Origin of the sequence: Achromobacter sp. Root170 (genome assembly GCF_001428165.1) — a bacterium.
Taxonomy (GTDB): Bacteria; Pseudomonadota; Gammaproteobacteria; order Burkholderiales; family Burkholderiaceae_B; genus Achromobacter; species Achromobacter mucicolens.
In genome coordinates this window covers 71,993-84,449 of sequence record NZ_LMHN01000021.1, presented here as the reverse complement: position 1 = coordinate 84,449, position 12,457 = coordinate 71,993, and the positions used below count along the sequence as shown (strand labels likewise).

Sequence of the window (12,457 nt, the reverse complement as noted above, 5' to 3'; positions counted from 1 at the left end):
ATGGCCGACATCGTCACCAAAGAGCAGCGCAGCAAGATGATGGCAGGGATTCGTGGCAAAGGAACAAAGCCCGAGCTGCTCGTCCGTCAGATGCTCACTGCAGACGGTTTTCGCTATCGCTTGCATCGGAGAGATCTTCCGGGAACACCGGACGTCGTCATGCCCGGCAGGAAAATAGCGATATTTATCCATGGGTGCTTCTGGCATCAGCATCAGGGTTGTAAGTTTGCGAAGTTGCCGGCAAGCAATGAGAATTTCTGGCGGCAAAAGTTTGATGAGAACAAACAACGCGACCTGCTGGCGTTGGCCGCCTTGAGAGATTCCGGATGGCGCGTCCTCACGGTATGGGAGTGTGCAACACGCACCAAAGAGTCCACCGATTCTTTCGGGACACGGATACGCGAGTGGATTGAAAGCGACTGCGTTCTCATGGAAATTCCGTCGAAGGTCCATGCTCCCGATCCACAATGTCGCTGAGACCGATAGCTCGCCGCCACCATCAGGATCGAAAAGTTTCTGATAGCCAAGCTAGGAACACGCCCTGAGTGCCGAAAAAGCGCGCACGTTCTGGATACACCAAGCAAAGTTACGGACTCTGCCGCTAGGCGAGATTACGCAATATGCTCGCAGGTCGCATGACGTGCCCCCGGAATATCCGTACAGGTCAAAACTAGAGGTATGGTTGCTTCTCAGCGCCCCGAACGGGGCGAGGAGGAGCCATGAAACGGTCGAGATTTACCGAAGAGCAGATCACGTATGCGCTGCGACTGGCAGATAGCGGTACGCCGGTGGTCGACGTCTGTCGGCAGCTTGGTGTGTCCGAGGCGACCTTCTATACCTGGAAGAAGAAGTACGCCGACTTCGGTGTAAGCGAACTGGGTAAGCTCAAGCAGCTCGAGGATGAGAACGCACGGCTGCGGCGCATCGTCGCTGATCTGACACTGGACAAGCAGATCCTGCAGGAGGTGGTGCGAAAAAAAGTCTGAAGGCCGCCAAGCGGCGCGAGCTGGCGGCTTGGATGCACGAGCGCTTCCGGATCAGAGTGCAGCGCGCCTGCGCACTGGCGTTGCTGCAACGGTCGACCTGGTACGCCAAGAGCCATGCGCGGGACCAAAGCGCGCTGCGTCAGCGCATTCGCGACATTGCCCTGAGTCGTCCGAGGTTCGGCTACCGGCGCGTGTTAGTGATGCTGCAACGCGAAGGCTGGAACGTAGGCAAGAAGCGCGTGTATCGCCTTTACAGCCTGGAAGGCTTGCAACTGCGAATGAAGGTCAAACGTCGCAAGCGCATTGCGCTACTTCGGGGCAAGCCACCGGTGCCAACCGGGCCGAACCAGCACTGGAGCATGGATTTCGTTCATGATCAGATGCTCGATGGGCGCAGCGTTCGCATCTTGACCGTCATCGATCAATGGAGTCGCGAGAGTGTGTGTCTAGAGGCCAACTTTCGGCAAACGGGCCGGGGCGTCGGTCAGGCACTGGACCGGTCTGCGGTTCTGCGCGGCTGGCCCAAGGCGATCACCGTCGATAACGGAACGGAATTTACGTCTCGGGCGTTAGACGACTGGGCATACCGACACGGCATCAAACTCGATTACACACGCCCAGGCAAGCCGACGGATGATGGGCTCATCGAGTCGTTCAACGGTCGATTGCGTGATGAATTCCTGAATGTGCATGAATTCATCACGTTGCACGACCTGCAGCAAAAACTGCGAGCTTGGCAGGACGATTACAACCATCACCGTCCTCACGGTTCACTCGGCCATCTGACCCCGAGTGAGTACGTTCAAAAGTGGTCAGCGCAACCCAAAGAGGCAGCCACTTTCCAGTTTTGAACTGTCCAATTTGTGGGGGAAGGTCACGCACCCTCAGGCAATGTCGCCTCATCGGGGTCTTTTACTGGGCCATCCAAAAATTCGCTATAGGCCTGCATCATCCTTGCTCGAGGTTCGAAGATAAAGAGCATGGTTATAGGCCGCGCTGGTATCGTCTTGCTCTTGGTGGACCAATTGAAGCTCAATATGGGCGTGAGGCCATCCTTGCTCATGGAGAACGGTTGAAGCCACTCCCCTAAAGTCATGACCCGTCATTCTGCCGCGATAGCCCATACGGTATAACGCATAGAGAATTGTGTTGTTGCTCATACACTTCCTTCGGTCCACGTCGCCGGGAAGTACCCAGTCGCTTCCAAACGACAGCATCTTCAGCTCGTTAGGCACGGCGAGGGCTTGTCTAGAAAGTGGCACGATATGAGGTTTTCTCATTTCCATGCGCTCTGGCGGAATGTTCGAACGCGCCGCAGCGAACTCGAATTCACTCCAAGTGGCCTGAATAAGCTCACTAGTACGAACGAAGGTGTAAGCCATCAATTTGAGAGCGAGCCTGGTATGCTCTCCCCCGACATAGCCATCAACGTCGCGTAATAGCTGTGGCAACTCAGCTACGCCAACACGGACATAATTTCGCTTCCGGCGAGTTCTGATGATGCCGGAAGTCCGTATCCCGGCTACGGGATTTGCTCCCGCCAGATCATGAACCACTGCGTATCTCATGATCTGTGAGCATGTTTGCATCGCTCGCTTCGCGATGTCTATTGCCCCTCGCGCCTCAATTCTCTTGATAGCATCTCGAAATAACGAGGCGGATAGGTCCGCGATAGGCTTTGTTATCAGGAAAGATATCTTGCTGCGGCCGCGTCATGACGTATGCGGCATGCCTCGCGGTGCACCCCTCCGACCAAAGGGCATGTCACTGCCTCGCCACGGATTCAAAGGTCAGTAGGTCACCGCTCTTCTTCTCTTTGTTGCCCGCCGCCGGGTCTTCACCCTGGCTCAAAGCCTTCCGGTTCTATGCATGCCGCTCTCGTGCGAGCATGAGCGTGACTTCAGGATAAACCCCCAAAGCCAGCGCTTTTCTTTTCCCCTCGTACCGGTAGTCCCAACGCTAATACTTTCCACCGTTGGTGGCGACTAACAGATACAGCCCCCCCCACCATCAGCCAGCTTTTGAGGTTTGGAGCCAGCCCTAGCCTTGCGGCACGCAATATCGGTAAGGGACATGACGGTACTTTTCCTCCCGAGAACACTCGATACCGTCAAAAATACCGCCACAAATGGTTGCTGGCGATGAGCAAAGTTGGGAAACGATAGGCAAACAAAAACCCGCAGAGTAGCCAGTGCGGGTTTTTGGCCAACGCTGGGCAACGTTGGAAAAATATGTGGCGGACAGAGGGGGATTCGAACCCCCGATACGCTTTTGACGTATACACGCTTTCCAGGCGTGCGCCTTCAACCGCTCGGCCACCTGTCCTACTGCATCTTCAGGGGCCTTTTGGTGCTGCTAAAAAGGCGCTGCTGAAAATGCGAATCCGCGATTCTAGCAGAATGCGCGGCCACACAGCAAGCGGCCATATAAAAAGGGACGCACTACGCGCGTCCCTTCCCCTGCCAACGGCTTTACTTCGACGCCGGCGGGTCCTGCTCCCGGTAGGAGCTGATCGTGCCGTCCGGTTCGGTCTCTTCGAGCCGGACGCGGAATCCCCACAGGCGGGCCAGGTGCTTCATGACCTGTTCGGCGTCTTCGCCCGCCAGCGGTCGGCCGCGGCTTTTCAGGTGGCGCAGCACCAGTGAGCGGTCGGTGTCACGATTGAAGCGGATGACCTGGATGTCGGGGACCTGGTTGTCGCGGTTGTGCTGCGCGGCAAGCAAGCGGCGGATGTCGCGGTAGCCCTCATCGTCGTGGATCGCGGCCACTTCCAGCTTGGGGTTGGCCTGATGGTCCGAGATGGCGAAGAAGCGGAACTCGCGGATCAGCCGCGGTGACAGGTATTGCGAGATGAAGGATTCGTCCTTGAAGTTGCGCATGGCGAAGTCCAGCGTCTTCAGCCAGTCGCCGCCCGCAATGTCGGGGAACCAGCGGCGGTCCTCGGGCGTGGGCGCCTCGCAGATGCGGCGGATGTCCGACATCATGGCAAAGCCCAGCGCGTAGGGGTTGATCCCGCCATAGCCGCGCTCGTCAAAGCCGCGCTGGCTGACGACGTTGGTGTGGCTTTGCAGGAACTCCATCATGAAGCCGTCGTTCACCAGCCCCTTGTCATGCAGGCGGTTCAGGATGGTGTAGTGCCAGAACGTGGCCCAGCCTTCGTTCATGACCTTGGTCTGGGTCTGCGGATAGAAATACTGCGCGACCTTGCGCACGATGCGCACCAGTTCCTTCTGCCACGGCGCCAGCTTGGGCGAATACTTCTCGATGAAGTACAGCAAGTTTTCCTCGGGCTCGGGCGGAAACACGGTTGCCGCAACGCGGGTGTCCTTGTCCGCCTCGATCCGCGGCAGCGTGCGCCACAGGTCGTTGTATTGCAGGCGCGCGTGTTCTTCGCGCTCGGCCTGGCGGGTCGCCTCTTCCTTGTACGAGACCGGCGCCGGCCGCTTGTAGCGGTCCACCCCGTGGTGCGACAGCGCATGGCAGGAGTCCAGCAAAGACTCCACGGCGTCGATGCCGTAGCGGTCTTCGCAGTCCATCACGTACTTGCGCGCGAAGACCAGGTAGTCCAGCACACCATCGGCGTCCGTCCATTGCCGGAACAGGTAGTTGCCCTTGAAGAAGGAATTGTGCCCGTAGCAGGCGTGCGCAATCACGAGCGCCTGCATCGGCATGGAATTCTCTTCCATCAGATAGGAGATGCACGGGTTGGAATTGATGACGATTTCGTACGCCAGCCCTTGCATGCCGCGGCGATAGAACTGCTCGTTGCGGATGAACTCCTTGCCGTAGGACCAGTGGGGATAGCCGATGGGCAAGCCCGCCGATGCGTAGGCATCCAGCATCTGTTCCGAGGTGATGACCTCGATCTGGTTCGGATAGGTGTCCAGGCCGTATTCGCGGGCGATCTGCGAGATCGCGTCGTCATAGGTCTGGATCAGTTCGAACGTCCATTCGGAACCCTGCGAGATCGGCACGGTGGCACCGCCCGATCCCGGCTCCGCGAGAGCACCCATGTTGGCGTTCATGCGGTCTCCTTCTTGAACAGGTCGTGGAACACGGGAAAGATCTCGCCGCGGTCGCAGATGCGCCGCATGACGAAATGCGGTTCCAGTTTCTGTTCGTACTCGGCCCACAGGCTGCTCTTGCGAGCCTCTTGCGAGTCGGGAATTTCAATGTAGGCGAAGTAGCGCGTCGAGGGCAGCAGATGCTCGGCCAGGAATCGCGCGCTCTTGCCCGCGTCGGCGCCAAACGAATCGCCGTCGCTGGCCTGCGCCGCATAGACGTTCCATGCGGCCGGCGGGTAGCGCTTTTCCAGGATCTCGCGCATCAGCTCCAGCGCCGACAGCACGATCGTGCCGCCGCTCTTGGGGTCGTAGAAGAAGGTGTGTTCGTCGACTTCCTCGGCGTTGTCGGTATGGCGGATGAAAACCAGGTCGACGTGTTCGTACTTGCGCGACAGGAAGAGATAAAGCAGCGTGAAGAAGCGCTTGGCGAGATCCTTCTTGCCCTCGTCCATGGAGCCGGACACGTCCATCAGGCAGAACATGACCGCGCGCGCCATGGGGATGGCGACCGACACGCGATTGCGATAGCGCAGGTCCAGGTCGTCCAGGAACGGCACACGCGCCAGGCGCTCACGGCAGTCCTCGACGTCCTGTTCCAGTTCGCGCACGCGCGCCGCTGGCGCGCCCGACGCCTTGGCCTCTTCCAACGCTTTTTCCGCGTCTTCAAGGTCGGCGCGCGCCTTCACGCCGAGCGACACGCGCCGCGCCAGCGACGACTTCAGCGTGCGGCTGATACTGAGCGTGCTGGGCGAGCCCGTGGTGGTGTAGCCGGCGCGCTGCCACTTCTTCTGGCTGACCTCGCCAAGCTGGTTGCGCGCCAGGTGCGGCAATTCCAGATCCTCGAAAAAGAGGTTCAGGAATTCGGCGCGCGACAGGCTGAAGGTGAACTGGTCCACCGACTCGCCTTCACCCGGCTCGGACCCGCCTTCGCCCTGCCCGCCCTGCGGCCGGTCGAAGGTGTCGCCCTTGGCGAATTCGCGATTGCCCGGATGCACCATCTCGCGGTCGCCGCCCGCGCCGTGCCGAAACGTCGGCTCGGAGATATCACGGGCGGGCAGGTTGATCTCACCGCCTTGATCCATATCCTGGATCGAGCGGTCACGGATCATCCCGTGCACCGCCTTGCGGATCTGATCCTTGTAACGCCGAAGAAAGCGCTCCCGGTTAACGGCGCTCTTGTTGCGACCGTTAAGACGGCGATCGATCAGTGAATTCATGATTCACCTCGCTCAGGAAGACTTCCTCACACGGAGATACCACTCGCACAGCAGCCTGACCTGCTTTTCCGTGTAGCCCTTCTCCACCATCCGGTCGACGAAGCTCTGGTGTTTCGACTTGTCCTCGGCCGAGGCCTTGGCGTTGAACGAAATCACCGGCAGCAGGTCTTCCGTGTTCGAGAACATCTTCTTCTCGATCACTTCGCGCAGCTTTTCATAGCTGGTCCAGTTCGGATTGCGGCCGCTGTTGTTGGCGCGCGCCCGCAGCACGAAGTTCACGATCTCGTTGCGGAAGTCCTTCGGATTGGCAATGCCCGCCGGCTTCTCGATCTTTTCCAGCTCATCGTTCAGCGCGCTGCGGTCGAAGCTTTCACCGGTTTCGGGATCGCGGAATTCCTCGTCCTGGATCCAGCAGTCGGCAAACGTCACGTAGCGGTCGAAGATGTTCTGGCCGTACTCGGAGTAGGACTCCAGGTAGGCGGTCTGGATCTCCTTGCCGATGAACTCCGCGTAGCGCGGCGCGAGGAAGCCCTTGATGAACTCCAGGTAGCGCCGGCGGATCTCGTCGGGATAGTCTTCGCGGCCGATGCGTTGCTCCAGCACGTACATCAGATGCACCGGATTGGCGGCCACTTCGGTCTGGTCGTAATTGAAGACGCTGGACAGGATCTTGTACGCGAAACGCGTTGAGACCCCGGTCATGCCTTCGTCTGTGCCCGCATAGTCCTTGTATTCCTGCAGCGCCTTGGCCTTGGGATCGACATCCTTCAGGCTTTCGCCGTCGTAGACCCGCAGCTTGGAATAGATGCTGGAATTCTCGGGCTCCTTCAGGCGCGTCAGCACCGAGAACTGCGCCATCATGTCCAGCGTTCCGGGCGCGCACGGCGCTTCGGACAGCGAGCTGTGATGCAGCAGCTTCTCGTAGATGCGGACCTCTTCGGAAACCTGCAGGCAGTAAGGCACCTTGACGATATAGATACGGTCAAGGAACGCCTCGTTGTGCTTGTTGTTGCGGAAGGTCTGCCACTCGGATTCGTTCGAGTGCGCCAGGATCGTGCCGTTGAACGGGATGGCCGAGAAGCCTTCCGTGCCCTTGAAGTTGCCTTCCTGGGTGGCCGTCAACAGCGGATGCAGCATCTTGATCGGCGCCTTGAACATTTCCACGAACTCGAGCAGCCCCTGGTTCGCCAGGCACAACCCGCCCGAGTAACTGTAGGCGTCGGGGTCGTCCTGCGAATGGCGATCGAGCTTGCGGATATCCACCTTGCCCACCAGCGACGAAATGTCCTGGTTGTTCTCGTCGCCCGGCTCGGTCTTGGCGATGGCGATCTGGCGCAGCACCGAAGGGTTCAGGCGCACGACGCGAAACTTCGAGATGTCGCCGTCGAATTCCTTCAGGCGCTTGACTGCCCACGGCGACATGATGCCGGTCAGGTAGCGCTTTGGAATGCCGTATTCCTTTTCGAGCATGTCGCCGAACCGATCGGGATGAAACAACCCGAGCGGCGATTCGTTGACCGGCGATCCCTTCAGGGCGTAGATCGGAAAACTTTCCATCAACGCCTTGAGCCGTTCCGCGATGGACGACTTGCCGCCGCCCACCGGCCCGAGCAGATAGAGGATTTGCTTGCGCTCCTCCAGTCCCTGCGCGGCGTGCTTGAAGAACGCGACGATCTGTCCGATCACGTCCTCCATGCCGTAGAACTCCTGGAACGCCGGATAGCGTCGGATGGTCCGGTTGGAAAACAAACGGGAAAGACGTGGGTCGTTGCGCGTATCCACGATCTCAGGTTCGCCGATCGCGGCCAGCATGCGCTCAGCGGGGCTGGCGTAGGCCATGGGATCGCGCTTGGCGAGGTTCAGATACTCCTCGAGCGAGAGCTCCGATTCCTGCTCTCTTGCATACTGCGACTTGAAGCCTTCGACGATGTTTTGCACGGAAACCTCCTACAACACGCGAAAAATTCAATACGTCCCTACATGCCCATTGTGCATCAGCGCCTGCGAATTACTAAACAACTTCGCTGTCGGCGTTTTCGGCAGGTCGTTATGTTGCTTTCGCCACACATCAACCATAAGCACGATCGGACCCTTTCTGTTTAGGCTGCACCCCTCGGATACAAGTTCCGTCAGGGATTGCAACGTTGGTGAGCAAGTTCGCTCAGTCGTTTTCAGCATAGAGCCGCATATAGCGTGCCCGACGCAGCCGCACATGAAATGCTCGGCAATGAAATGACGGAATGAGCGATATCCAATGGATTCTTATGAGCCGGGGATAAACCCGAAGCGTCCGCCATGCGATCGCAGCGAACGTGCTGAACGGCGCTTTGCGTCTTCGTTCAGTGTCGTGCCGGTCGGTGTTGAACTGCGCCGATTCGCGGCACGGGAATCCGTGGTGACGAGGGCGCGCGGCGGCTGTGCGGGGTGTCCGTGTGCGCGTAGCGCCAAGTCATGCGTCTTATGCTAAGCCTGTGACCGTCTTGTGGCAATTCATTTTGTGCGAATTGCGCGTGCGCGTAATCACGCGAAACACGATTGACGCCGCGCGTGCCGATGCCGGTCATGCAATACGGCACGTCGCATCGGCGGCGCCGCGCCGCCAAGACGCAGGCAGCGCGCGGCTCTACGCGGATTGGCAGCCGAACCCTCGGAGTGCTAGCAGCGGTTTTGCTACGACAGCGCGGGCAGCGCCACGCTTTCCATCAATTGGCGCCACGTGCCTGCGACACGCGCGCGAACGCATAGATCCGCACCCACGCGCACGGCATCGATGAATTCATAACGGCGCGCGGCGTCCAGATGTTCCAGCATCGGCAGGCGCACCATGCCGGCCGCGTCGCCCAGCAGCACCGGCGCCAGATACAGCAGCAGTTCGTCGACGCAGCCGGCGGAAACCAGCGCGCCGCTCAGGCCCGCGCCGGCCTCGACGTGGACCTCGTTGAACTGCTCGGCAGCCATCCAGCGCATCATCGCGGGCAGATCGACGCGCCCCGGCTCCGTCCCGGGCAAGCACACGACACGCGCGTTCTTGTCCGCCAGGCGCGCGGCCTTTGCGGCGTCCTCGCGCGCGGTGAACACGATGACTTGCGCCCCGTCGAAAAGCCGCGCGGTTTCGGGGATCTCGAAACGGCCGTCCACGACGGCCTTGCGCGGCTGGCGCGGCGTCTGGACGTCGCGCACGTTCAGTTGGGGATCGTCCTTCTGCACCGTGCCCATGCCCGTCAGGACGACACAACTGCGCGCGCGCCAGCGGTGCCCGTTGGCGCGCGCCTCCGGGCCGGTGATCCATTGCGACATGCCGTTATGCAGCGCGCTGCGACCGTCCAGCGACGCCGCCATCTTCATCCACACCCACGGCAGGCCGCGGCTCATGCGCGAGATGAAGCCGGCGTTCACCGCCAGCGCCTCTTCGCGGCATACGCCCGTCGTCACCGCGATGCCGGCGTCGCGCAGGCGCGCCAGCCCCTGGCCGTTCACCAGCGGATTCGGATCGCCCATTGCGACCACCACGCGCGCCGGCCGCGCCGCCAGCACCGCATCCACGCAAGGCGGCGTGCGGCCGAAATGGCTGCAGGGCTCCAGCGTGACGTACAACGTGGAACCTGCCACGGATTCGCCACGCGACTGCGCGTCGCGCAGCGCGCAGATTTCGGCATGCGGGCCGCCTGGCGGCTGCGTCGCGCCTTCGCCAAGCACGCGGCCGTCGCGCACGATGACGCAGCCGACCCGGGGGTTGGGCGCGGTGGTCGTCATGACGGTCTGCGCCAGCGCCAGCGCGCGTCGCATCCAGAAGAGGTCGTCGGAGTCGCGGGAAATGTCCATGCCGGCGATTGTATGTCCGCCGGCGCCGTCCCGCCCGGCTTTGCCCATGCCGCCGCGCCAAGAAGCGGATGTCCGTTTTGGGCCGTACGTGGTCTCGGATCGCGCTCGCCGCCGAGCCGGTTCGGAGTAAAAATAGCGCCGTACCCCTTGAATTCATGGCCAGGAGGCCCGGAAATGAAACAGGCACTTATCGTTATCGACGTACAAGACTCTTTCCGCCAACGTCCGTTTTGGGACGAATCGGAGTATCCGGCGTTCATTTCGCAGCTTCAGGCCCTGATCGATGGCGCCCAGGCCAAGGACATTCCGGTGCTGCAGGTGTTTCACACCAGCCCGTCCGATGATCCCGCGAACCCCTTTTCGCTCGCCTCCGGACACATCAAGACGTTGAAGGAACTGCGTATTGCTCCGACCGCGGTGTTCCACAAGACGGTCCATTCGTCGCTCTACGCGAAGGATGAAACCGGCGCCACGTTGCACGACTGGCTGCTCAAGCACGGCATCGAAGGCATCATCGTGGCTGGTATCCGCACCGAACAATGCTGCGAAACCACGTCGCGCCATGCCAGCGATGCCGGCTTCAAGGTGGTCTTTCCGACTGACGCCACGCTGACCTTCGCGATGCAAAGCCCGTCGGGCAGGACCTACACGTCGGCCGAGATCCGCGATCGGACCGAGCTGGTGCTGCAAGGCCGTTTTGCCCGCATCGTCCGCGCCGCCGACGCGCTGGCCGTGTAACGCGCAGGCGGGAGGCGCAGATGGTTCCGGTGTACTTCGTGGTGCCGCGCGGCATCGTCCTCCTGGACCTCGCCGGTCCGGCGGAGGCCTTCCGCGTGGCCAACAAGCTGTGCCCGGGCACATTCACCCAGCATTTCTGCAGCCCCTCCCGCGACGTCGAAAGCGGCATTCCCGGCCTGCACCTGGCGCGCTTGCAGCCCCTGCCGGCCGTGCTGCCGGCAAACGCGCTGGTCATCGTCTCGGGCGTGGTGGGCAAGCACACGCGCCTGGACGATGAGGACGCGCGCGCCATCGTGGCGTGGCTGGCTGCCCGGCATCCGGCCGACGGCTTCACCTTGATGACGGTCTGCGCGGGCGCGCTGTTCGCGGCCGCGGCGGGGCTGACGCGGCAGCGCGAATGCACCACCCACCACACCTGCCTGGAAGAGCTCGCCGCCCTTGATCCCACCGCGCGCCTGCTGGACAACCGCATCTTCGTCGAAGACGGAAACCTCGTCAGCAGCGCTGGCATCACGGCGGGGATCGATCTGGCGCTGCACATGGTGGCGCGCCATTGCGGCCCGCGCGTGGCCAGCGAGGCGGCGCGCGACATGGTTGTCTACCAGCGCCGCGCCGGCTCGGACTCGGCCTTGTCGCCGTGGCTGGACCATCGCAGCCATATGCATCCGGGCGTACACCGGGTGCAGGATGCCGTCATCCGCGATCCCGCCGCCCCCTGGTCGGCCCAGTCGCTGGCGGACCAGGCGCACACCAGTGCCCGGCACCTGACGCGCCTGTTTCGCGAGCACGCGGGGTGCACGCCGATGGATTACCTGTATCAGATCCGCGTGGCGCTGGCTCGCGACCTGCTGCGCGACACCCGGCTGGACCTGGAACGCGTGGCGGAGAAGTCGGGATTTGGATCGGCGCAGCACATGCGCCGCGTGTGGCGCAAATTCCAGCCGCTGACGCCCAGCCTGATGCGCGGGGCGCCTGGCTAGTCCTTGCGCAACTTGCCCGGCAGCAGCGGGCCCTGCATCTCGCGGATGGCTTCGACGAATTCACCGATGTCCTCGAAGCTTTTGTAGACCGAGGCGAAACGCACGTAGGCCACCTTGTCCAGCTTGCGCAGCTCGTTCATGACGAGCTCGCCGATGTGTTCGGACGGCACCTCGCGCTGGCCGCTGGCCAGCAATTGCTCTTCGATCCGGGCGACGGCGGCATCCACGTCCTCCGTGCTGACGGGGCGTTTGCGCAGCGCAAGGCTCAGGCTTGCGCGCAGCTTGACGGGATCGTATTCGCTGCGGCTGCCATTGCGCTTGACGATCGACGGCATGGCAAGCTCCACCCGTTCGTAGGTGGTGAACCGCTTGTCACAGGACAGGCAGCGGCGGCGACGGCGGATGGCGTCGCCCTCTTCGGAGACCCGGCTGTCGACAACCTGCGTTTCGGCATTGCCGCAAAATGGACACCGCATGTGTGATCCCTAAAGGCGCTGGTGGCAATAATTGAGCATATTGTAACGACGGGCATGATGCAAAGCGTCAATTCGGACGACTGCCCTGCCGCGGCCGCTTGGCCGATTGCCAGGCGGGACGCCGCCTGCATGCCCAAAAAGAACAAGGGACGGCGTCTTGCGAAACCGTCCCTT

Annotated in this window: 11 protein-coding genes and 1 tRNA gene; 4 read left to right on the top strand and 8 right to left on the bottom strand. The window is 61.4% G+C overall.

The genetic code is table 11. The features are described 5' to 3' along the window. Both ASD87_RS26070 and ASD87_RS26060 read left to right on the top strand, forming a co-directional pair. A complete protein-coding gene (locus ASD87_RS26070) occupies positions 1-477 on the top strand; it encodes a very short patch repair endonuclease (protein WP_056327852.1) in 477 nt (158 codons plus the stop codon). Between the two features lie 242 nt (positions 478-719). Continuing rightward, a protein-coding gene (locus ASD87_RS26060; protein WP_369818603.1) for an IS3 family transposase occupies positions 720-1,837 on the top strand; the annotation gives its coding sequence in 2 pieces (ribosomal slippage) (positions 720-969 and positions 969-1,837; 1,119 coding nt in all). Positions 1,838-1,921: 84 nt separating this feature from the next. On the opposite strand, the gene ASD87_RS27475 is transcribed toward ASD87_RS26060, so the two are convergent. The 7 genes from ASD87_RS27475 to ribD all read right to left on the bottom strand — a co-directional run bounded on the left by ASD87_RS27475 (position 1,922) and on the right by ribD (position 10,089). Then, the gene (locus ASD87_RS27475) at positions 1,922-2,542 is read right to left on the bottom strand and encodes a site-specific integrase (RefSeq protein ID WP_235512823.1); all 621 of its coding nucleotides are present in this window, start codon (positions 2,540-2,542) and stop codon (positions 1,922-1,924) included. A 307-nt stretch (positions 2,543-2,849) separates the two neighbouring features. Further along, positions 2,850-2,903, bottom strand: coding sequence for a hypothetical protein (locus tag ASD87_RS27705; protein WP_369818606.1), 54 nt, complete (start codon positions 2,901-2,903; stop codon positions 2,850-2,852). A 317-nt stretch (positions 2,904-3,220) separates the two neighbouring features. Beyond that, positions 3,221-3,311 (bottom strand) — tRNA-Ser (locus ASD87_RS26055). 146 nt (positions 3,312-3,457) lie between these two features. Further along, positions 3,458-5,011, bottom strand: a complete 1,554-nt coding sequence (locus ASD87_RS26050; protein ID WP_162256811.1) for a SpoVR family protein — start codon at positions 5,009-5,011, stop codon at positions 3,458-3,460. Further along, positions 5,008-6,267 (bottom strand): YeaH/YhbH family protein, encoded by a 1,260-nt coding sequence (locus ASD87_RS26045; protein WP_056327849.1) that lies wholly within the window; start codon positions 6,265-6,267, stop codon positions 5,008-5,010. The genes ASD87_RS26050 and ASD87_RS26045 overlap by 4 nt, the downstream gene beginning before the upstream one ends. Positions 6,268-6,279: 12 nt before the next feature. Next, complete coding sequence (locus tag ASD87_RS26040; protein ID WP_369818605.1) at positions 6,280-8,196, bottom strand: PrkA family serine protein kinase; 1,917 nt, start codon at positions 8,194-8,196, stop codon at positions 6,280-6,282. A 741-nt stretch (positions 8,197-8,937) separates the two neighbouring features. After that, positions 8,938-10,089, bottom strand: coding sequence for a bifunctional diaminohydroxyphosphoribosylaminopyrimidine deaminase/5-amino-6-(5-phosphoribosylamino)uracil reductase RibD (ribD, locus tag ASD87_RS26035; protein WP_056327930.1), 1,152 nt, complete (start codon positions 10,087-10,089; stop codon positions 8,938-8,940). 174 nt (positions 10,090-10,263) lie between these two features. Here ribD and ASD87_RS26030 point away from each other — a divergent pair, with 174 nt between their 5' ends. Both ASD87_RS26030 and ASD87_RS26025 read left to right on the top strand, forming a co-directional pair. Further along, positions 10,264-10,827 (top strand): cysteine hydrolase family protein, encoded by a 564-nt coding sequence (locus ASD87_RS26030; RefSeq protein ID WP_056327847.1) that lies wholly within the window; start codon positions 10,264-10,266, stop codon positions 10,825-10,827. 20 nt (positions 10,828-10,847) lie between these two features. Continuing rightward, entirely contained in the window at positions 10,848-11,807 is a 960-nt protein-coding gene (locus ASD87_RS26025; protein ID WP_056327846.1) for a GlxA family transcriptional regulator, read from the top strand. On the opposite strand, the gene nrdR is transcribed toward ASD87_RS26025, so the two are convergent. Further along, entirely contained in the window at positions 11,804-12,283 is a 480-nt protein-coding gene (gene nrdR, locus ASD87_RS26020) for a transcriptional regulator NrdR (RefSeq protein ID WP_056327845.1), read from the bottom strand. The two genes, ASD87_RS26025 and nrdR, sit on opposite strands and share 4 nt — an antisense overlap. Positions 12,284-12,457: the final 174 nt, after the last annotated feature.